Source organism: Sphingomonas sanxanigenens DSM 19645 = NX02 (assembly GCF_000512205.2).
In the GTDB taxonomy this organism is placed as follows: Bacteria; Pseudomonadota; Alphaproteobacteria; order Sphingomonadales; family Sphingomonadaceae; genus Sphingomonas_D; species Sphingomonas_D sanxanigenens.
This window is the reverse complement of sequence record NZ_CP006644.1, coordinates 5536749-5557578: the sequence shown is the minus strand read 5'-3', so window position 1 is coordinate 5557578 and position 20830 is coordinate 5536749. Positions and strand designations below refer to the sequence as shown.

The 20830-nt window shown below is 66.8% G+C and carries 20 protein-coding genes and 1 pseudogene; 9 read left to right on the top strand and 12 right to left on the bottom strand.

The genetic code is table 11. The features are described from left to right. Positions 1 to 142: 142 nt before the first annotated feature. Complete coding sequence (locus NX02_RS25485) at positions 143 to 415, bottom strand: hypothetical protein (protein WP_025294987.1); 273 nt, start codon at positions 413 to 415, stop codon at positions 143 to 145. Positions 416 to 445: 30 nt separating this feature from the next. Beyond that, entirely contained in the window at positions 446 to 1639 is a 1194-nt protein-coding gene (locus NX02_RS25480) for a phospholipase D-like domain-containing protein (RefSeq protein WP_211258252.1), read from the bottom strand. A gap of 104 nt (positions 1640 to 1743) precedes the next feature. On the opposite strand from NX02_RS25480, the gene crcB reads away from it, so the two are divergent. From crcB to NX02_RS25455, 5 genes are read left to right on the top strand one after another with little or no spacing between them, the layout of a single operon-like run. Then, positions 1744 to 2121 (top strand): fluoride efflux transporter CrcB, encoded by a 378-nt coding sequence (gene crcB, locus NX02_RS25475; RefSeq protein ID WP_025294985.1) that lies wholly within the window; start codon positions 1744 to 1746, stop codon positions 2119 to 2121. After that, positions 2118 to 3257 carry an RluA family pseudouridine synthase gene (locus tag NX02_RS25470; protein WP_025294984.1) on the top strand — a complete coding sequence of 380 codons (1140 nt, stop codon included), beginning with the start codon at positions 2118 to 2120 and terminating at the stop codon, positions 3255 to 3257. Before crcB ends, NX02_RS25470 begins: the two co-directional genes overlap by 4 nt. Beyond that, positions 3254 to 3910: an HAD-IA family hydrolase gene (locus NX02_RS25465; protein ID WP_025294983.1), complete on the top strand. Its 657-nt coding sequence runs from the start codon at positions 3254 to 3256 to the stop codon at positions 3908 to 3910. The genes NX02_RS25470 and NX02_RS25465 overlap by 4 nt, the downstream gene beginning before the upstream one ends. Continuing rightward, entirely contained in the window at positions 3907 to 4143 is a 237-nt protein-coding gene (locus NX02_RS25460; protein WP_025294982.1) for a hypothetical protein, read from the top strand. The genes NX02_RS25465 and NX02_RS25460 overlap by 4 nt, the downstream gene beginning before the upstream one ends. Further along, complete coding sequence (locus tag NX02_RS25455; protein WP_025294981.1) at positions 4140 to 4829, top strand: ATP12 family chaperone protein; 690 nt, start codon at positions 4140 to 4142, stop codon at positions 4827 to 4829. Before NX02_RS25460 ends, NX02_RS25455 begins: the two co-directional genes overlap by 4 nt. A 34-nt stretch (positions 4830 to 4863) precedes the next feature. Here the strand turns inward: NX02_RS25455 and NX02_RS25450 are convergent, their stop codons facing one another. From NX02_RS25450 to NX02_RS25440, 3 genes are read right to left on the bottom strand one after another with little or no spacing between them, the layout of a single operon-like run. Then, positions 4864 to 5496, bottom strand: a complete 633-nt coding sequence (locus tag NX02_RS25450; protein WP_245648700.1) for an Isoquinoline 1-oxidoreductase subunit — start codon at positions 5494 to 5496, stop codon at positions 4864 to 4866. Beyond that, complete coding sequence (locus NX02_RS25445) at positions 5493 to 7649, bottom strand: xanthine dehydrogenase family protein molybdopterin-binding subunit (RefSeq protein WP_025294979.1); 2157 nt, start codon at positions 7647 to 7649, stop codon at positions 5493 to 5495. The genes NX02_RS25450 and NX02_RS25445 overlap by 4 nt, the downstream gene beginning before the upstream one ends. A gap of 3 nt (positions 7650 to 7652) precedes the next feature. Further along, positions 7653 to 8114, bottom strand: a complete 462-nt coding sequence (locus NX02_RS25440) for a (2Fe-2S)-binding protein (protein ID WP_025294978.1) — start codon at positions 8112 to 8114, stop codon at positions 7653 to 7655. Positions 8115 to 8282: 168 nt separating this feature from the next. On the opposite strand from NX02_RS25440, the gene NX02_RS25435 reads away from it, so the two are divergent. Genes NX02_RS25435 through NX02_RS25425 form a run of 3 tightly spaced genes read left to right on the top strand, consistent with a single transcriptional unit; the run spans position 8283 to position 11687 of the window. Beyond that, positions 8283 to 8858: a biliverdin-producing heme oxygenase gene (locus NX02_RS25435; protein ID WP_245648699.1), complete on the top strand. Its 576-nt coding sequence runs from the start codon at positions 8283 to 8285 to the stop codon at positions 8856 to 8858. Further along, positions 8851 to 11382, top strand: coding sequence for an HWE histidine kinase domain-containing protein (locus tag NX02_RS25430; protein WP_039996835.1), 2532 nt, complete (start codon positions 8851 to 8853; stop codon positions 11380 to 11382). Before NX02_RS25435 ends, NX02_RS25430 begins: the two co-directional genes overlap by 8 nt. A gap of 44 nt (positions 11383 to 11426) precedes the next feature. Further along, a complete protein-coding gene (locus NX02_RS25425; protein WP_039996834.1) occupies positions 11427 to 11687 on the top strand; it encodes a hypothetical protein in 261 nt (86 codons plus the stop codon). Positions 11688 to 11710: 23 nt separating this feature from the next. On the opposite strand, the gene NX02_RS25420 is transcribed toward NX02_RS25425, so the two are convergent. Then, positions 11711 to 13594: a tetratricopeptide repeat-containing sulfotransferase family protein gene (locus NX02_RS25420; RefSeq protein ID WP_053000713.1), complete on the bottom strand. Its 1884-nt coding sequence runs from the start codon at positions 13592 to 13594 to the stop codon at positions 11711 to 11713. A gap of 68 nt (positions 13595 to 13662) precedes the next feature. Beyond that, positions 13663 to 16578 (bottom strand): TonB-dependent receptor domain-containing protein, encoded by a 2916-nt coding sequence (locus NX02_RS25415; RefSeq protein ID WP_025294975.1) that lies wholly within the window; start codon positions 16576 to 16578, stop codon positions 13663 to 13665. Between the two features lie 271 nt (positions 16579 to 16849). On the opposite strand from NX02_RS25415, the gene NX02_RS25410 reads away from it, so the two are divergent. Then, positions 16850 to 17401 carry a hypothetical protein gene (locus NX02_RS25410; RefSeq protein ID WP_025294974.1) on the top strand — a complete coding sequence of 184 codons (552 nt, stop codon included), beginning with the start codon at positions 16850 to 16852 and terminating at the stop codon, positions 17399 to 17401. 37 nt (positions 17402 to 17438) lie between these two features. Here NX02_RS25410 and NX02_RS33765 read toward each other — a convergent pair whose 3' ends face one another. The 5 genes and pseudogenes from NX02_RS33765 to NX02_RS25390 form a co-directional block, all read right to left on the bottom strand. After that, entirely contained in the window at positions 17439 to 18257 is an 819-nt protein-coding gene (locus NX02_RS33765; protein ID WP_245648698.1) for an aspartyl/asparaginyl beta-hydroxylase domain-containing protein, read from the bottom strand. A gap of 147 nt (positions 18258 to 18404) precedes the next feature. Continuing rightward, positions 18405 to 18719, bottom strand: a pseudogene (locus tag NX02_RS34125) (tetratricopeptide repeat protein); the annotation flags it as partial. Then, entirely contained in the window at positions 18716 to 19480 is a 765-nt protein-coding gene (locus NX02_RS25400; RefSeq protein ID WP_025294972.1) for a 2OG-Fe(II) oxygenase, read from the bottom strand. The gene NX02_RS25400 and the pseudogene NX02_RS34125, both read right to left, overlap by 4 nt. Positions 19481 to 19487: 7 nt before the next feature. Beyond that, a complete protein-coding gene (locus NX02_RS25395) occupies positions 19488 to 20144 on the bottom strand; it encodes a 2OG-Fe(II) oxygenase family protein (RefSeq protein WP_025294971.1) in 657 nt (218 codons plus the stop codon). Further along, positions 20141 to 20770, bottom strand: coding sequence for a putative 2OG-Fe(II) oxygenase (locus NX02_RS25390; RefSeq protein WP_025294970.1), 630 nt, complete (start codon positions 20768 to 20770; stop codon positions 20141 to 20143). The genes NX02_RS25395 and NX02_RS25390 overlap by 4 nt, the downstream gene beginning before the upstream one ends. Positions 20771 to 20830: the final 60 nt, after the last annotated feature.

Genomic DNA, 20830 nt, shown 5'->3' with positions numbered 1-20830 from the left:
CGACCGACGGGCGCACGGAGTCGCCGCCGGGTAGGCCGGAGTTTCGGGGTCAGGGGGCGTTATAGCCCGATTCTGAGTCTGTCAAGCGCCACGCGACGAATGATGATGGAGCCAGCGATGGTGCCGCCTTCGCAAGCGCGCGTCAATAATCCTCGTCGCGTTCCCGTGCCTTGCGCGCTTCGCGCTCGGCGCGCTTGCGCTCCTTGGCTTCGCGCTCTTCCTGCTTGCGCATCTTGCGCCCCCGGTTTCGGTCCGCCTCGTCCCGGCTGGTGGTGGTCCAGTCCACCGCCTTGCTGCCCGCCTTCACCGGCAATGTGACGACGTTTACCGCGGTGCGGGCGAGGCATCCCGACAGCAGCAGCGCCGCGATACCGAGCACCGCCAGCGGCAGGGTGCGAAAACCGTTTCCGTTCATGACCCGCATAGTCCTTGTTCGCCCGGCTCGTCAGCCCTCGTCGCCGGGCTGGCCGGAGACACGGAAGTTCAGCCGCCGGGTGACATTGTAGTCGAGCACCGCGACAAGGAAATAGGCGAGCGCCCATTTGAGATGGTTCAGCGGCCCGCCGTTGGCCTTCATCCAGCCGGCATCCACCGGCGCGCTCGCCGCGATCTCTTCATCGACATAGGCGCGCATGCGATCCGCGAAGGTGCGGTCCTCGATCCGCAGCATCAGCTCGAGGTTCAGATAAAGGCTGCGCATGTCGAAATTGGCCGAACCGAGGTAGACGGCATTCTCGATCACGAAGAGTTTCGTGTGCAGCTTGGTGCGCTGATACTCGAAGATCCGCACGCCCTTGCGCAGCAGCCCGGCATAGGTGAAGCGCGAGGCCGCGACCGTGGCGGTGTTGTCCGATTTGGCGGCGGTCACCACCCGCGCCTTGCCGCGCTTGCCGATCCGGTCCAGCCGCCGCAGCATCGCCGGGTTGGGCGCGAAATAGGCAGCGATCATATCCAGCCGACGCGCGCGCTTCATATCGCGCTTCACCGCGCGCGCCCAGGGGCTCAGCCGCCGCATCGGGCCACCCAGCAGCCAGCGCACCCGCCCGCTCGGTTCGCTCCAGCCCTCCAGCGCCGATCCCAGATCGCGCAACCGCGGTTTCGGCCGCCCCGACCAGTCCGCCAGCGCGTCGAAATAGCCCGCCAGCCGTCCCGCCGCCGGTCCTTCCAGCCACAGGCCGAGATCGCGCCACGCCTGCTGCTCGGCCGTGCCGAAATAATCGTCCGACACGTTGAAGCCGCCGACGATCACCCGCGCGCCATCGGCCAGCGCCAGCTTCTGATGGTTGCGCAGCAGGTAGCGCCGCCCGAAGCGGGGAATGAACCGGCAGACCGCGACGCCGGCGTCCTCCAGCGGATCGAAGAAATCATTGTCCGCCGCCGCATCGCTCCCGAACCCATCGACGATCAGCGAGACCGCGACATCGCGGCGACGCGCCGCGATCAGCGCGTCGCGGACCTGCCGTCCGGCATCGTCGTCCTCATAGATGTAATAGAGGACGCGCAGCGACTCGCCCGCGCCGGCGATCAGCCGCAGCAGCGCGGCAAGCCGCAACGGCCCGCTGTCGAGCAGCCGCAGCCGGTTGCCGTCGACCGTGAACCAGGGTTCCCCCCCGGGTTCGGATATGTCCGCCGCCGCCATCGCACCGAGGCAATGACGACTGGCGGCGCGGGTGGCAAGGCCGCGACGGACGCTTCTGCGCCGAGCTTGTTCATTTCTTGCACGACTTGCTCTAAGGGCCAGGGATGCAGGCCACATTACTCGTCATGCTGGGCGGCGCGATCGGATCCGCCGCCCGCTATCATCTCGGCCGTCTCATGCTCGGCTGGTTCGGCCCCGGCTATCCCTGGGGTACGCTGGCTGCCAACCTGGTCGGCGGGCTGCTGATGGGCGCGCTGGCCGGCGTGCTGGCGCGCAGCAACGCCACGGCGGAGCCTTGGCGGCTCCTGCTCGGCGTCGGCTTGCTCGGCGGCTTCACAACCTTTTCGGCGTTCACACTGGAGACTGCCAACATGATCATACGAGGGCAGACCGGTGGCGCCATCGGCTATGCACTGCTTTCGGTCGCGGGGGCGCTCATGGCGCTGTTCGTCGGCCTTCAGGTGACGAGGGCGCTGCCATGAGCGGCGCCACCACAGCCAGCAGCAGCGACGTCCGCCAGTTCACCGTCGATGCCGACGATGACGGCATCCGGCTCGACCGCTGGTTCAAGCGGCATCTGCCCGACATCAGCTTCGGCACGGTCTCGCGCTGGGCGCGCACCGGCCAGCTGCGCGTCGACGGCAAGCGCGCCAAGGAAGGCGACCGGATCGAGGCCGGCCAGACCATCCGCGTGCCGCCGGCGGAGCCCGCCGCCGCCACGACGAGCGCGCGGCCCAAGCGCCAGCGCGCGCCGCTGAGCGACGACCAGATCGACTTGGCGCGATCGATGGTGATCCACAAGGATGCGCAGGCGATCGTGCTCAACAAGCCGCCGGGCCTCGCGACGCAGGGCGGCACCAAGACGCACGAGCATGTCGATGGGCTGCTCGATGCACTGTCCTACGACCTCGAGGGCCGCCCCAAGCTGGTTCACCGGCTCGACAAGGATACGTCGGGGGCGCTGCTGATCGCGCGCACCGCGCGCGCCGCGGCGCATTTCGCCAAGGCCTTTTCCAGCCGCACCGCACGCAAGGTCTATTGGGCGATCATCACCGGCGTGCCCTCGATCGAGGACGGCATGGTCGAACTGCCGATCGCCAAGCAGCCGGGCTCCGGCGGCGAGAAGATGCATGTCGACGAAAAGGAAGGCAGCCCCGCGCGCACCCGCTATCGCGTGATCGAGCGCGCCGGCAACCGCGCCGCCTGGGTGGAACTGCAGCCCTTCACCGGGCGCACCCATCAGCTTCGCGTCCACATGGCGGCGATCGGCCACCCGATCGTCGGCGACGGCAAATATGGCGGGCAGGAAGCGTTTCTCAGCGGCTCGATCAGCCGCAAGATGCATCTCCATGCGCGGCGCATCCGCGTGGATCATCCCGATGGCGGCCGCGTCGACATGATTGCCGAGCTGCCGCACCATTTCGCCGAAACGCTGTCGAGCCTGGGCTTCGATCCGGCGCTGGGCGACATCCCGCTCGACGACGGGCCGCCGCCACCCACGCGCGCGCAGCTGAAGGCCAAGGCAAAGGCGCATGCCAAGACGGTACGCAAGGAGCGGCGCGGCGAGCGGCGCTCACGCGGGTCGGGCGGCGAGACCGGGGGCGGCAGGAAGCCGTGAACCGCCTCGCGATTTTCGACTGCGACGGCACGCTCGTCGACAGCCAGGCCAATATCTGCCTGGCGATGGAGGCTGCCTTCGCCAGCGCCGGCCTGCCCGCGCCCGAGCGGCAGGCGACGCGCCGCATCGTCGGCCTCAGCCTCGTCGAGGCGATGCGCTCCCTGCTGCCCGACGCCGAGGACGACCTGCACCGCGCGCTCGCCGCGGACTACAAGGCCGCCTTCTGGCGGCTGCGCGCCGAAGGGCTGGTGGAAGAACCCCTGTTCGACGGCATCGCCGCGTTGCTCGACCGGCTGCGCGGCGATGGGTGGCTGCTCGCGGTGGCGACCGGCAAGTCCGACCGCGGCCTCGCGCATGTGCTCGACCATCATGGCCTGACCGGCCATTTCATCTCGCTGCAGACCGCCGATCGCCACCCCTCCAAGCCGCATCCGTCGATGATCGTGCAGGCGATGGCGGACGCCGGTGCCGCGCCGGAGACCAGCGCGATGATCGGCGACACCAGCTATGACGTGCTGATGGCGCTTGCGGCGGGCACACGGGCGCTGGGGGTAGGCTGGGGCTATCACGCGCCGGCCGAACTCACCGCGCTCGGTGCGCACGCCGTTGCCGACCACCCCGCCCAACTCGCCGAGTTGCTGGAGCGTCGATGAACAGCCCGAAAGACGATGCTGCAGCGGCCGAGATGCGCGCGCGATCGCGCTTCGTGCTGCTCAGTCTGATCCGCTTCAGCGGCGCGATCATCGCGCTGGCCGGCGCGGTCGTGGTGGGCAGGCGGCTGGTCGAGCCCGCCGAGATCATCGGCGGGCTGCTGCTCGCGCTTGGCGCGTTCGAGGTGATCCTGCTGCCCACCATCCTCGTGCGGAACTGGAAGAAGCAGCCATGAAGCGCTTCTGGACCGAGGTCGGGGTCGTCGCCGACGCCGAGGGCCTTGCGATCCGGCTCGACGGTCGGCCGGTGCGCACCCCCGGCTGGTTGGCGTTGATCGTGCCGACCGCCGCGCTGGCCGAAGCGATCGCCGAGGAATGGCGCGCGGTGACCGGCGAGATCGATCCGCGCGCGATGCGGCTGACCGGGTTAGCCAACGCTGCGGTCGAGCGCATCGCGCCGAACCCGCGGTGCTTTGCCGACGGTCTTGCCAGCTACGCCGAGACCGACCTGCTCTGCTACCGTGCGGACAGCCCCGCCCCGCTCGTCGCGCGGCAGGCAGCGGCGTGGGATCCGCTGCTCGACTGGGCGGCGGGCCGCTACGACATCGGCTTCACCCTCGCCACCGGCATCATCCATCGCCCGCAACCGCCGGCCACGGTCGAATGCCTCGCCGACGCGACGCGCGCGCGCGATGCCTTCCGCCTCGCGGCACTTTCCCCGATCATCACGATCGGCGGCTCGCTGGTAACCGCGCTGGCGCTCGACGAGGGCGTTATCGACGCCGACGGCGCCTGGAACGCGACGCACCTCGACGAGCTGTGGCAGGAAGAACAATGGGGCGAGGACGCGCTCGCGACACGCGCGCGCGCGGCCCGGCGCGCGGATTTCGACGCCGCGGCGCGGTTTCTGGCGTTGGTCTGACTTTCTCCCCTCGCGGGCAAGCCGGAGGGGGTCTTCAAGCCGGGCAGGCCGCTCCGGTATCGATCCACGCCTTGATCAGCGCCCCGAACTCGGCCTGCGTACCCGGTGCCGGCGTACGCCCGGCACCGGGGTTCCAGCCCCAGCCGACGAGCGAATCCTCCGCCATATGATGGTGGATCTCGGTCAGCGACTTGTTGCCGTTGCGCGCGCGGTCCTTGATCTGGCGGCAGATGTCGCCGAGCGACTTGCCCTCCCATGCCATCGAGGCGGGGGCGAGGTGCCAGTCGGGATGGCCGGGAACGCGCGCGGAATCGACGTTGGTGAGCTGGTGACAGGTCCGGCACTCCAGCCCCGGCGCGCCATGGCCGTCCGCACCGCGCACCACCAGCGGCTGGTGCGGCGTGCCGGCGTCGGTCTGCAGCGGCCGATCGGTGCGCGGATGGCAATTCACGCAGCGCGGGTGCCGGATGACCTTGCCCGCTTCCTCGAACAGCGCCACCGAGCGCGCGGTACGGTCGGCGATGCCGGCGAAGGCGGAGGCCGGCTTGAGCGCGGCGGCAGGGGCACGGGCAGGGGCAGGCGTCGCCGCCTGCCGCGCGATGCCGGCACCGGCGAGACCCAGCCCGAGGGCGATGCCGGTCAGCGCCATGATGCGGGGCGCCATCATACCTGCCTCACCATCGGCAGGCGGCTGGGTCTCGGTCGCCCGAGCGCCGCCATCGCATTGGCGACCGCGGGCGCGGTGCAGGGCACGCCCGGCTCGCCGACGCCGGTCGGCTTCTCGATCGAGGGAAGGATCACGACCGCCACCTCGGGCATCTCGTGGATCCGCAGCGAACGATAATCGTTGAAGTTGCCCTGCTCGACGCGGCCGGCAGCGAGGCTGATCTCGCCGAACAGCGCATGGCCCAGGCCATAGCCGATGCCGCCCTCCATCTGCGCGCGGATCACATCGGGGTTGACCGCGATGCCGCAATCGACCGCGCACCAGACCTTGTGGACCTTCGGCAGGCCATCGACGTCGAGCGACACCTCGGCGATCTGCGCGACGAAGCTGCCGAAGCTCTCGACCACCGCGACGCCCGCCGCGCGGCCCTCACCGCGCTTCGGGCCCGTCCAGTCGGCGAGCTTGGCGACCGCGCGCAGCACGCCCGCGGCGCGGGGCTCTTCACCCATCATCTCCAGCCGTCCCGTCACCGGATCCTTGCCGGCGGCGGCAAGCAGCTGGTCGACGAAGCATTCCACCGCATAGCCGGTGTGGGTGTGACCCACCGAGCGCCACCACAAGGTCGGCACCCGCGTTTCCGGCGCGTGGACACCGCAGCGGAACGCCGGAATCGCGTAGGGCGGGTTCGAGGCCCCCTCGGTCATCGTCGGATCGAGCCCGTCCTTCATCATCCCCTCGAACGGCGATCCCTTGATGAAGCTGTGGCCGGCGAGCGTGCTCGACCAGGCGGTGATCCTGCCGCCTTCCACCTTGCCTCGCAGGCGGTGAACGAACATCGGCCGGTAATAGCCGCCGCGGATATCGTCCTCGCGGGTGCGGATCAGCTTCACCGGCGTGCCGGGGCCGATCGCCTTGGCCACCTCCGCCAGTTCGGCGGCGAGCTCGCAATCGGGCTGTGCGCGACGGCCGAAGCTGCCGCCGGTCAGCAACGTGTCGATCTCGACCTGCTCGGGCTTGAGGCCCAGCACCTTGGCGACGGCGCCCTGGTCGCCCGTCTGCAACTGGCTGCCGGTGCGCAGCAATGCGCGCTTGCCATCCCATTGCAGATAGCCGTCGAGCGGCTCCATCGGCGCATGCGCGAGGAAGGGGAAATGATACTCCGCCTCGATCACCTCGCCGGTGGCGAGCGCCGCCTCCGCATCGCCATGCGCGCTCACCTGCCGGCCGGGGGTGCGGCACAGGGCAGCATAGTCGGCGAACATCGCACTGCTGTCGCGCTGCTCGGCGGCGGCATCGTTCCATTCGACGGTCAGCGCGGCGCGCCCCTTCAGCGCCGCCCAGCTGTTGCGCGCATAGACCGCAACGCCGGTGGGGATCGGCTTGACCGCGACGACCCCCTTCACCTCGAGCGCCGCGGCCGCATCGAAGCGCGCCAGCTTGCCACCGAAGCGATCGGGCCGGGCCACGACGACGGTGAGCATGCCGGGTTCCCGGATGTCGATGCCGAACGTCGCGCTGCCATCGCTCTTCGCCGCGCTGTCCAGCTTGATGCCGACGCGGTCCTTGCCGATCAGCGCGAAGCGCGCCGGATCCTTGAGCGTGACGTTGGGCGGCGGCGGCAGCTTGGCCGCGGCCTCCGCAAAGGCGCCGAAGCCGGACTGGCGGCCCGAGGCGGCATGGCGGATCACGCCGTTGGCGACGGTGATCGACGCGGCATCGACCTGCCATTTCGCCGCTGCCGCCGCGACCAGCATCGCGCGCGCCATCGCGCCGGCGCGGCGCATCTGGTCGAAGCTGTTGGCGATCGCCGAGGAGCCGCCGGTACCCTGGATGCCCATGTTGAGATTGGCATAGAGCCGCACGTCGGCGGGCGCGGAGACGGCGCTGACCTTCGACCAGTCCGCATCCAGTTCCTCGGCGAGCAAGGTCGCAAGGCCGGTATAGGGACCCTGGCCGAATTCGATATGCTTGACGATCACCGTCACGCTGTCGTCGGTGGCGATGCGGACGAAGGCATTGGGATCGGGCGGCGGCGGCGCCTTGGGCGCCTGCCCGCGCGCCGCCATCGGCGGCAGGCTGAGTGCGATGACGAGCCCGCCCGCGCCGGCGATGACCGCGCGCCGGCTGAGTTCGGTTTCGATGAGCATGCGCATCGATCAGCCCTCCAGCGATTTGGCGGCCGCGTGGATCGCGGCGCGGATGCGGACATAGGTGGCGCAGCGGCAGATATTGCCGTTCATCGCGAGATCGATGTCGCGATCGCTGGGCTTGGGGATGCGGCTGAGCAGCGCCGTCGCGCTCATCACCTGGCCGGACTGGCAATAGCCGCACTGCGGCACGTCAAGCGCTATCCAGGCGCGCTTGACCGCCTCGGCCTCCCTGCCCTTCGCGCCTTCGATCGTGGTGACCTTGCGATCGCCCAGCATCGACACCGGCATCGCGCAGGAGCGCAGCGGCTTGCCGTCGAGGTGGACGGTGCAGGCCCCGCATTGGGCGACGCCGCAGCCGAACTTGGTGCCGGTCAGCCCAAGCTCATCGCGGAGCACCCAGAGCAGAGGCGTATCGTCCTCCGCCTCCACCGTTCTTTCGACACCGTTCACGTGAATCGCGTAGGCCATGGCTGCACCTCCGATCTCTGTCGCAACCGAATAACCGGAGCAAGGCTCCGGAACAAGCGAGATCATAGGCATGCACGATGCGGTTCGACCAGCGGCACTTGATCAGGATCAGGATGGCCAAGGTTTACACATCAAGCGCCTCTGCTAGGGTCCGCAGCGATGAAAGAGATGGCTGCGGCCCGCAAAACGTCGGGACCTTATGGGGTCGATGATACCCCGACACCCTGCCACCTCCATCTGCGTCTGGCGACCCGCGCAGGCCATGACGCGGTGGATGCCGCCTTTGGGGCTTTCGGCTTCGATACGGTAGATGCCTATCGCCGCTTTCTCATGGCGCACGCCCGCATCCTGCCGATCGCCGAACGGCTGATCGATCCCGCGTCGCTGGTGGCAGGTTGGCAGCCCCGCGCGGATGGGCTCGCCGCCGATCTCGCCGCGCTGGGTGCTGCGATGCCCGCCACAGTCGATCTTGCACCACCCGCCGACATCGCCGAGCGGTGGGGCGCACTCTATGTGATCGAGGGCTCCCGGCTGGGCGGGGTGATGCTCGCGCGGTCGGTACCCGAAGGCTTGCCCACCGCCTATCTCTCGGCCACGCATCCGCCGGGCGGCTGGAAACGGCTGCTCGCCGCGCTCGATGCGGCCGACACCGGCCCCGCATGGCGCGCTGCGGCGACGCGCGGCGCGCACGCGATGTTCGCCGCCTATCGCCGCGCGGCGGCGATGGACGCAGCGATTGGCTGATCGCGCGGCCGCCTTCCAGGTCGATCTCACCAACTGCGACCGCGAGCCCATCCATGTGCCGGCTCTGGTCCAGCCGTTCGGCTTCCTGATCGCGCTGACCAGCGACTGGCTGGTTTCGCGGGTCTCGGCCAATATCGGCGACTTTCTCGACGTCGACGCGGCGACGATCCTGGGGCAGCCCGCGGGCGCCGTAATCGGCGCCGAGGCGATCCATGCGATCCGCAATCGCATGGCGATGCTGCGCGGTCCCGACGCGGTGGAACGGCTTTTCGATATCATGCTGGCGGCAGACCGCCCCCCGTTCGACGTCGCTGTCCATATCTCCGCTGGCACGATCGTGATCGAGGCAGAACCGGCGATCGTCGAGGATGTCGAGGCGGCCGGGCTGGTGCGCGCAATGGTCGGCCGGCTCGCGCAGGCCGACGGCATGGCCGCCTTCCTGCGCGAAGGCGCGCGGCAGGTGCGCGCGGTGACCGGCTTCGACCGGGTGATGGTCTATCGCTTCGACGATCAGGCCGCAGGCGAGGTGGTGGCGGAGGCGCTGCGCCCCGGCGTCGACAGCTTCCTTGGGCTGCACTACCCGGCCAGCGACATTCCGGCGCAGGCGCGCACGCTCTATCTGCGCAGCATCTTCCGGGTCATCGCCGATGTCGGCGCGACGCCGGTGCCGATCATGCCGACGCTCGATGCGCTGGGCAGGCCGCTCGACCAGTCGCTGTCGGTATTGCGTGCAGTCTCGCCGATCCATGTCGAATATCTGAAGAACATGGGCGTCACCGCGTCGCTGTCGATCTCGATCGTCGTCGAGGGCAGATTGTGGGGGCTGTTCGCCTGCCACCATCATGCGCCGCGCCTGCCCAGCTTCGCCAACCGCACGGCCGCCGAACTGTTCGGCCAGATGTTCGCGCTGATGCTGGAGAGCCGCGAGCGGCGCGAGGCGGCGGATTACGAGACGCGCGCGCGCGCGGTGACCGACCGGCTGATGGCCACCGTCGCGGAACATGGCGACCTGCTCGCCAATGCCGACTGGCTGGGCGAGGTCGTGGCGGACACGATCCCCTCCGACGGGGTGGGGGTGTTGCTCAATGGCGCGACCGCGCTGAGCGGGCTTACCCCGAACGCCGTGCAGTTCCTGGCGCTCGCGCAGCATTTGAACCGGCTCGCATCGAGCCAGGTGTTCGCCACCGACAGCATCGCGACGATCCTGCCCGAGGCCGCCGACTATGCCGACATCGCCGCCGGGCTGATCGCGATCCCGCTGTCGCGCAGCCCGCGCGACTATATCGTGCTGTTCCGCAGCGAACGGCTGCGATCGGTGCGCTGGGCGGGCAGGCCCGAAAAGCCGATCGACTATGGCCCAAACGGCCCGCGGCTGACGCCGCGCAAGAGCTTCGAGGCGTGGAGCGAACTGGTGCGCGGCAGCAGCATGCCCTTCACCACCGCAGAACGCCGCGTCGCGGAAACCTTGCGCACCGGCATGCTCGAAGTGCTCATCCGGATGAGCGAGGAAGCCGGCAGCGAGCGGCAGCGCGCGCATGAACGGCAGGAATTGCTGATCGCCGAGCTCAATCACCGGGTGCGCAACATCCTCTCGCTGATCCGCGGGCTGATCTCGCAGACGCGCGGCAGCGCCGAAACGGTCGAGCAGTTCACGGCCACGCTGGAGCATCGCGTGCAGGCGCTGGCGCGCGCACACGACCAGGTGACCGCCGATCGCTGGGGCCCGGCGCGGCTGACCGACCTGATCGAGATCGAACTGGGCGCCTATGCCGGCGTGCGGCGGGACCATGTCCATCTCGACGGACCGAACGTGCTGCTCCACCCGACGGCGTTCACCACGCTGGCGCTGGTCGTCCACGAGCTGATGACCAACGCCGCCAAATATGGCGCGCTGTGCGACAGCGGCACGGTGACGATCCGCTGGACGATCGACGGCGGGGGCGCGATGCGCCTCGACTGGATCGAACGCGATGGCCCGCCGGTCCAGGCGTCCACGCGCCGCGGCTTCGGCAGCACCATCATCGAGCGATCGGTGCCCTATGATCTCGGCGGCGAGGCCAAACTGGCCTATCGGCTGCAGGGGCTGGAAGCGTCGTTCGTCATTCCCGCGCGCCACATCGCCGGGGTCTCCACCGCGATCGACGCGCGCCGCGCCCCCGCCACGCCGGAACCGGCGACCCGGCCGCTGGACGGCAAGACGGTGCTGCTGATCGAGGACAGCATGATCATCGCGCTCGATGGCGAGGATGCGCTGCGCGCGCTGGGTGCCAGCCGCGTGCTCACCGCCGCCAATGTGCGCCAGGCGATGGCCTTGCTCGACGCCGAGGCGGTCGATTTCGCGGTGCTCGACTATAATCTGGGCAACGAGACGAGCGCCCCTGTGGCCGAACGGCTGGTGAGCGCGGACATCCCCTTCATCTTCGCGACCGGCTATGGCGAGGCGGTGTCGGATGAGACGCGCTTTCGGGGGATACGGACGCTCTCCAAGCCTTATGGCGCCGCACAAATCGCCGCCTTGCTGTGACCTGCATCACCTGCCGCCCGCGGATTGGGCCGTAAGATTTTCGCATGTTGCGTATCCTGCATCTTCTGGCGCCCCTGGCGCTGCTCGGGGCGTGTAGCGAGGCGGCTCGCGGCCCGGACGTACCGGATGAGGTCCGCGTGTCGGCGGACAATGTCGAGGCCTATGGCATGGAGCGCGCGCTGACGCTGGAGCCGGACGCGCACGACGATGCCATCACGCTTCAGGAAGAGGCCGACGCGATCGCCGCGGAAAGCGCCGACCGCGCGGCGCAGATGCGCACCGGCCGCGCGGTGGTGGGGCACTGAGGCAGTGGATGCGCAGGAGCCGGTCAGTCGAGGCTGTAGCCGAAACGCTCGACCCAGGGGGTGAGAATAGGCAAGACCGGTTCGAGGTGACGTCGATAGCGGCGCCATCGCCCCGACGCCCTTGCATGGATCGGCTCTGCCACCTGTGCATAGCTCGCCGTAGCGATATGAACCCGCCGCGCCGCGCTCGTCCGATTGTCCAGAACCGTGTCGCGCCAAGGCAGGTCGAGGAAGGCGAGCAATGCCCGCATCTCTCCGTCGAGATCGGCTATCATGCGCTCGTAGCGAACGTGGTGAACCCGTAACGGCAGCAACGCCGCGGTCCGCGTCCAGGCCTCCATCGACAGATGATAGAGTTTGGCCGCGCTTTCGATATCATGGAACTGCACCATCGCACGATTGATCTGGAAACGCGCCATGAAGCAGCTCAGCACGACATCGCAAGGATGCCGTTCCACGAACACGATCGGGCTGTCGGGAAAGATGCGACCGATCAGCGCCGTGCGAACGAGATTCATCGGAAATTTATCGACGATGAGCCGCTTCTCGTCGCGATCGGGACGAATTTTTGACAGTAGATCGAAATAGGTCGTGCGAAACGCATCGATGTCGCGGGATGTCGAAGTGTCGATCGCGGTGCTGTCTAAATCGATCATCGCCTCGATCCGCTCCACGATCGGCTCTTCTTCGAGCACATCGAGTTCGGGAAGGTTCATCAACAGCGTATCGAGCAAGGTCGTGCCGGAACGCGGAAAGCCGACGATGAAGACCGGCGCCGTCAACCCGGGCGATGGCTCGGCACGGGACCAGGCGGCAACGCGGTCGGCAGTCAATCGCGTGATCGTCGACCTGACATGGCCCGGAAAATCCTGCGCGCGGGCATAGGCGCTAGCCGGGCCCTCTGCCGAGAGGCGGTTCATCTCCGTGAAGGCCGCAAATGCGCGATCGGCATCGCCCATCCGGTCTGCGAGTTCGCCGATAAGCTGTGCGCGCCGTCCGGCGCTGACGCCGCCGACGGCGGCCTCTGCGAGCGGTAGCGCCTCTGCGAAGCGCCCGCGGCGCTTGAGCAGCCAAGCCTCTATGAAACCGATCGCCGGCGCATCGAGCCCCGCAGCGCGCGCCGACGCGACGAGTGCTTCGAGCGCATCGAGCCGGTTCAGCGCTTCCAACAGCATGCCATATTCGACATAGGCCGGGATATGGCGCGGATCGCGTTCGAGGGCCCTGCGAAATGCGGCCTCGGCCGCGGCAAAATCGCCTGCCGCATGCTCCGCGAGCCCAAGCTCGACGCAGAGCGGCACATCTGCGGGGAACCGCGCCGTGGCGGCCCTCAACGACTCGCAACGCTCGCCATGCCGCTCCACCTTGGCCAATGCCTTGGATAGCGCGATGTGGAATGCCGGCTGGACGTTGATGGCCAACGCCTTGCGGTATGCCTCGACCGCCTCGTCGATCTCGCCCAGTTCCGAGAGGAGCAGCCCGAGATTGTACCAGCTCTCATAATCGCCAGTATAATCGGCCAGCACGCGACGATAGCCCGCTACTGCTGCTTGCGTCGCTCCTTCCTGCTGGTCGACGAAGGCTATGATCCGGCGGAGTTGCGGCACGTCCGCCACGGCCGCGACCCGACGAGTCTCGTCATAGTGACCAGTATTGGCGAGCGCGAAGGCGAAGCTGATCCGCAGCGGCAAGCTGTCCGGCGTATCGGCGAGCGCGGTACGCAGATGGGGCAGGCTCTCGGCCGTCCGGCCGCTCTGCAATGCAACCATGCCGAGCAGCGCGGAAAGCGCGGCGACCTCATGACCCTTCGCCGCGACTTGCCGGGCGATTTGCTCGGCACCCGCGAGATCGCCCTGACGATAGCGCTGATAGGCGTCAGCCAGAAGAGCCTCGGCGCCGGACATCATTCGAACCTCAAAAAAAGGGGTGGCGTGCAAGCACGCCACCCCCGGTCATTAGGTTTAAATTCGCTCGATCAGAAGCGGATCTTGCCGCTCACGAAGAACGAGCGCCCGAGAACGTCGTAGAACGTCGGGAAGGTGTTGCTCTGCTCACCATTGCCGCCACTCTGCGTGCTGGCCGAGAGCGGGGGCTGCTTGTCGAACATGTTCGACACGCCGACCTGCAGGTTGAGATTGTCGGTGGCATCGAAGCTCGTGGTCAGATCGAAATAGTTCTGAGCCTTCATACGCTCCACGCCGTACAGCGTATCGGGATCGTCGTCGTTCGCCTTCCCAAGATAACGCCACATGACCGAGGTCGTGAGCGCACCCGTCGTGAGCGAGGTGCGGAAGGTGTGCCGCCACTTCGGGGTGGGCACGCCGCACTGCGCACCGAAGTTGCCGGCGCACTGATAGTCGAAGTCGAGACCGACGACCGGCGTGACGCGATAGTTGATCAGACGCGTGCCGTTGAACTGGAACGACAGGCGCGTGTCTTCCGAGCCGAGCACGGCGCCGAGCGGCAGCGAGTAACGGGCCGTCACGTCGACACCGGAGGTCTTCAGACCACCCGAGTTGACGTAGCCGTCACGGAAGCTGTCGATCTGGCCGAGCGAGTTACGCGTGACCGCATCACAATAGGCCTGCTCGAAACGATCGAAGCAGAGGCGGCCGATGACGTCCGTGCCAACACCCGACAGGATGAGGCCGTCGATCTTGATGTTGTAATAGTCGACCGTCAGCGAGAAGCGCGGAACGAACGACGGCGTGAACACAGCACCGAGGGTGTAGGTCTTCGCGGTTTCTTCCTGCAGATCGGAATTGCCGCCGAGGAAGGTCAGCGGGTTGACGTTGTTTGGATCCGCGAGGTTGAGACGCGCCGTCGCGCCAGCCGCGCCCGTAGCGTCGAGGATCGCCGCCGGAACACCCTGAGCGAGACAGATGTCACGCAGCTGGCCGGTCGGCACCGCTTCGGTGGCGCAGCCATCGGCGTTGCCCGCGAAGCTCACGGTGTTACCAAGGAACAGTTCGTTGACGCTCGGGCCGCGAACCGCCTTCTGATACTGGCCGCGGAAGACGAGGTCTTCGACAGGCGCCAGACTCGCGCCGGCCGACCAGGTGAAGACGTTGCCCGGCGCGTTCGAATAGTTGGAGTAACGGGCGGCGCCGTTGAGCTCCAGGCTATGAATGAACGTGTCCTTGAGCAGCGGCACGCGGATTTCGCCGAAGAACTCGGTCACGCTGTAGCCACCCGCGGTCGGCTGACCCGGGTTGAAGCCGGCAACGTTGCCCGAAGACAGGAACGAGTCCGGGGTGATCGCGCCATTTTCCGAGCGCCATTCCGCACCCAGCGCGAGACCGACACCACCGGCGCCGAAATCGACCAGGTTCGGGTTGGTGATCGCGAAGCTGGCGACCTGAGTGGTATATTCCTCGAGGTTGGTCGCACCGATCGAGATATAGTCGATCGCTTCCTGGCTCAGATTGTTCAGACCGAAGATGTTCGCGGGGGCGCAGCCCACCTGGCCGCCGGCGCAGACGAGGTTGCCGTTGGCGTCGAACGCGGTCGTCGTCGCCGCGAGGAAGCGGTCGATCGCGACGTTGCCGAGCTGACGCTGCGAGTTCTTCGTGCGCGAATACATGTAGTAGCCATCATAGGAGAAATCCCCCGTGATGCTGCCCTTCATGCCGGCGACGATACGGAACGCATTACGTTCGTCGAAGTTCGCGCGCGGACCGATTTGGGTCGTACGGAAGTTCCAGCCCGGAGCCGACACATAGCCGTCGCCATCGGTGTCCAGCGCGGCAAGCGCGTTCTGGAACGCCGGCGCAAAGAAGGGCGAGTCGACCTGCAGGGTCAGCGGGCCGGTGACGCCTTCGCCGAACGGCGTGCCGTTGCCGATCGGGGTCGCGGCGAGCTGCGCGGTAACGCGATTGTTCGCGAAGGTCGTTTCCAGATAGGGCGTGAAATGCTCGTTGATCTCATACTCCGCCATCGCGCTGATGATGAAGCGCTCCTGCGGAACCTGGAGATAGTTGATCGGGCTGAAGTTGTAGCCATCGCCAGCCGTATAGCACTTGCTCGATCCATCCGGATTGAAGGCCTGGATATCGACATTGGTGCAGCCAGGGATGCCGCCGTTGCCGAGCAGGGCGCCAAGGCCGGGGATGTTGACTCGCCCCTGCGGGATCGACGGGGAGCCGCCGGCGGCGTAAATCGGCGAGCCGTCCTGATCGTCGTTCAGCGCGTTGCGCGAGAATGAGCGCTCACCAGCGAAGGTCGGCTTGCGCTTCGTGTACGAACCGTACAGCGTGACGTTACCGCGACCATCGGCGAAGTTCGAACCGATCGTGCCGTTGATGTCCCAGATCTGGCCATCGCCACGCTCGGTCATCGTGTAGGAGCTGCCGAGCTCGACACCCTCGAAGTCCCGCTTGAGGACGAAGTTGACGACGCCCGCGATCGCGTCCGAACCATAGACGGCCGACTGGCCGCCGGTGACCACATCGACGCGCTCGAGCAGCGACGACGGGATGGTGTTGAGATCGACCTGCTGGGTGACGTCGAACGACATGTAACGACGGCCGTCGACCAGGACGAGCGTGCGCTGGCCGCCGAGGTTGCGCAGGTTGGCGGTCGCGACGCCGCCACCGGGGTTGTTCGAGGTCGACGAGGTGACCGCAGTGACCTGCGGCAGATCGTTGAGGACGTTTTCGATGTTCGCCGACGATGCGCGCAGCGAGATATCCTGCGCGGTAACGACGTTGAGCGGGCTGTTCGCTTCGAGATCCGGACGCGCAAGACGCGAACCGGTGACGATGATGGCATCCCCTTCGCTGCCGTCGGCGGGAGCGGCATCCTGGGCGAAGGCAGGCGCGCTGATCAGCGCAAGACCCAAGGCACCCGTACTCAGCGCCGAACGGCTGAGAAAAGCATAGGATTTAGTCAATTGCGGTCCCCTTTGCTCAAACATGCATGCGCGATGTTTGGTCGTGTGTTTCATGGCCATGATAGGTGACGCGCACATTTGGGCCCCGTGCGCGATGCCACCTTGCCAATGAAAAGAGTGATGCATGATAAGGACTCGGCCTGTAAAGCCGAGCTCAGAGCAGTATGACGGATGTTTTCGGGCTGTCGCCGAAATGCAACACTGGTCGTTGTGGAGACGACACGGCGCGGAATGTGCGGCAGGTCGTTTCGAAGGTTTCAGGGAGGGTTTCGTGAAATTTTATGCGGCATTAACCGCCATCTTCATTCCGATCATGGCGTGGTCGCCCCCCGTTCGTGCTGACGACGCCAAGCCCGGCGCGAACGATGCGCCTCCGGCTGCGTTTCAGAGCCTGATCGATTGCCGCACGCTCCAGGAGGACAGCGCTCGACTTGCATGCTACGATAAGCAGGTCTTCGCGCTCGCGACCGCGCGCGAGAACCGCGACGTCGTGATCGTGGACCGCGAACAGATCCGCAAGACTCGCCGCTCGCTCTTCGGCCTGACGCTTCCCCAGCTCGATATCTTCGGCGGCGGCAAGGACGCCGAGCAGGAGGAAGAGGCGTTCGTCCAGATCGAAACCACGATCGCGGCAGCGTCGCAGCGCGACGGCCATTGGACGATCACGCTCGAGGATGGTGCGCGCTGGCGACAAACCGATACGCGCGCGATGGCGCGGGACCCTGCACGCGGAATGGCGATCAAGATCCGTCGGGCAGCCATGGGCAGTTTTCTTGCCAATGTCGGCAATCAAACGGCGATCCGTGTGATGAGAATCAACTAAACCCCAGACGTATTACCAAGAGCGATAGCAGCAGGCGTCAAATCCCTGATCCTCCAGCATCGCTCTTGCCGAAACGCTGGAGAACCGTATCGACGACGCGAAGCGCGTCTTTCTCGGCTTCGTCCAGATAGGGATTCCAGACATCGAAGATCAGTACGGCCCGCATCTCCGTGCCGTCGTTCCACGCCTCATGCTCGATCGTGTCGTCGAATATCCATGCTTCACCCGACGGCCAGGCGCGCGTCTCAGAACCGACACGAAAGCGACAGCCTGCGGGAACGATGAGAGGCAGGTGAACGACCGCGCGCGTGTTGGTTACGCCATGGTGCGGAGGAATATGCGTGCCGGGCCGGAGCAGCGAGAACATCGCCGTCGGACCGCGGCCGGCGATATCGAGCATCGACACCTTCGCCAGTGCCGCCATCGTCGCAGGGCAGCGTCGGGCGATCTCATCGACCCGATTGCCGTCCTTCCAAAGGAACACCGCGCTCCAATCGACGGAGTTGTTGAGGTCGCGCCATTGGTTGACCGGTTCGCCGGCCGCGACCCTGACATAAGGACCGCCGGTTACGCCTTCGCGAATCAGGCGCAGCAATTCCTCGAGAATGACCGAACTCTGCGCTTCGAAACTTTCCAGCCAGGGAAAGAGCGCACGATCGAAAAACTGTATGGCCGGCAGATACGGAAAATGCAGACCCGCCGGCTTGTGGACATAGATGCTGCGCCGACCCGCCAATATATCGAGGCAGTGTTCGAGACGCTGCGAAACGGTCGAACGGCTGCCCAGCGCCGCGCGGATCGTTGCATCGATATCCTGATCGGCTTTCTGCACCAGCGCATGACCATGTTCGAGCATCGGCCGTATTGCGGGTGAAACCGCGTCCAGCGCGGGCGCGGCATCGAGCAGATTGCGATAGGCGCGAACCGCTTCCGCCTCGCGGCCGTGGCGCTCGAGCCACTGCGCCTTGTGAAGCAGCGCAAGCACGAAATAAGGGTCGATCTCCAACGCCTTTTCAAGCGCTGCGCGCTCATTGGCTGCGTCGCCTGCCGCCCGCAGCGCGAATGACAGGTTGAGCCAGATCGGCGCTGCGCCAGGATTTGCAGCGGTAGCGCGCCGTAGCAGGGCACACGCGCTTTCGGCATCGCCCGCGGCAAGTACCCGGTTGCCCAGCGCATTCAGCGCCCGCGGATCCTCCGGCGAAAGCCTGAGCACTTCCTGATAGGCGCGGACCGCATCTTCGCGTCTGTTCTCGTGCCATGCCTGCGCTGCGGCAGCCAGCAGCGAGTCGACCGGATGCCGCGGGTCCGGTCCGCTCATCCGCGCGAACGCAGCCAGCCGGTCACGCTCAACCTGCGGCGGTCGGCCGCCGGGCTGACCAGCGAAACGCTGTGGACGCTGGGGACCTGGAACAGGTCAAGCGTGTTGAACCCCGGCGCGACGCCATGAAACGCCGATGCATGCCGGTCGTGAAACATCAGCAATCCCCCCCATTCGATCCGCCAACCCTGCGTGACGCCGAGCACGTAAGCGGCATGCCTCGACTTGCCGGGGACCTGGTCGTCATGCCCGGTCAGAAAATCGCCCGGCGCATAAGACGTTGCCTGGGCGTCAGCGAAATCGATCTCGGGATGCCCGGTGACCCTCCGCACGAAGTCGAGCATTTCCTTCGACGACATCCAGCGCGTCAGCGCGTCAGCGACATTGTCGGCCGGCGGCGTCACCGAAGGATCGTCGCAGAGCCGGATCGACTCGTAACGATGCTGGAACCCATCCCGGGCGCCCAGCATCACCGCGTCGTCGAGCGCACGCAGCCGGTCGAACGACATCTGCGACCGCACCTCCCGGCTCAGTTCATAAATCTTGTCGCCGCTGTTGATGACCTGCACCCAGTCCCCGCGCGCTTCGAGCTCATCTCGGACTGCTGCTGCCATCGCGTCGCTTGCGAACAGCTGCTCGACCCGGACATGCCCGTGCGCGGCGAATTGCGCGGAGAGCCGCGCGCGATCGAGATCGGGATTGAGACGCAACAGGGCAGGCGCCGCAACCGGCCGTTCGGGAGAGACGAAAATCTCCGACATGGCTGGATCATGATCCCCCAAGGCGGTGCGCAACAAGGTCTGCGGATATCCAGATCCGCTCGCCCTTTCCGTTGTGCGGACGGTGTACCACGCGCAGCCAGCCTGGCAGCATGAGCAGGCGCCCTGCAGCGGGCCGCAACACCGCCTCCTCCATATAGATCGCACCGCCCTGCTGCAACTGAAGGCGCAGTCGCAGATCGGGATCCTCCATTAGCGGGGCAGGTAGCCGCGGATCCTCGATGACCAGTTCGCCGCCGGTCGCATTCCGATCGCCGGCATAGCCATCATCGATGAAATAGAGCGCACGCCAGAAGGCGTCGTGCCGCTTCGAAGTCTCGCCCACTTCGCCCCTCTGCGCAACATAGGCCGTCATCGTCACGTCCCAGCGATAGCGCGGCACCTCACGCGCGCCGACATCAAGCGTGAGCCGATCGGCGGCGGCGCGTAACTCCCCGGCAAGAAGAGCCGCCCCCTCGCCGCCCCATATCGCCAAATCCTCCGAAAACTTCCATGCCTGCGCCATTTCTGCGCGCCCGGCGATGCCGGGGCGGCGCGCGCCGATTGCTGCCGCAAGCATGCCATTGAGGCGTGCCGGCTCCGCGACGGTGCCGACGCCCAACGATGTCGCGAACAGCAAGTTTACCTGCGCCGAGGATGCGATCATGCCGCCGGAGACGCGATCATGTTGATGGCGATCGAGATACGGGTGCCGCGCCCCCGATAGACACGTACCGAATGGGGGAGAAACGATGGAAATGCCAGGAGCAGGCCGGTTCGCGGCCGCACCCAGGTTTCGTGCTCGTCCGCCGAGCCGTCTGGGCCGCGCTGGCGCAGATCCGGCGTGCGCATGCGCAGATAAGGCATGCGCGGATCGATCAAAACCAGTTCGCCACCAAGGGCGGGGTCGGGATCGCCGTCATAGCCATCGTCGACATAGTAGACCGCGGACAGATAGGATCCCGGATGCCAGTGGCTCTGGTTGGAATCGCCATCCTCATTGACATTGGCCCACATTTCCGGCTGCCAGCGCGTCGGCTGTGCTGGCGCGTCGGGACGCACCGTCACGCGACCGGCAAGATCGACGGCCTGGCGCGCCAGCACGGCCGCAGCCTCCCCGCCCCACGACACCATGTCGTTCTTCGACTGCCAGCCGCGCACATTGGACATGTTCACGCCGGCATCGTCGCGACGCCGGTTCGATATGACATCGCGCAACGCAATGTTGAGGGCGCCGCGCGGATCGAACTGCTGCGTATAGACCGGCGTCGGAAAGAGTGGCAGCACTTTCATCCGACGCTCGACCCACGGCGAAAGCACGCAGCCCGCCGCCCATCGCGTTCGGACGCAGCA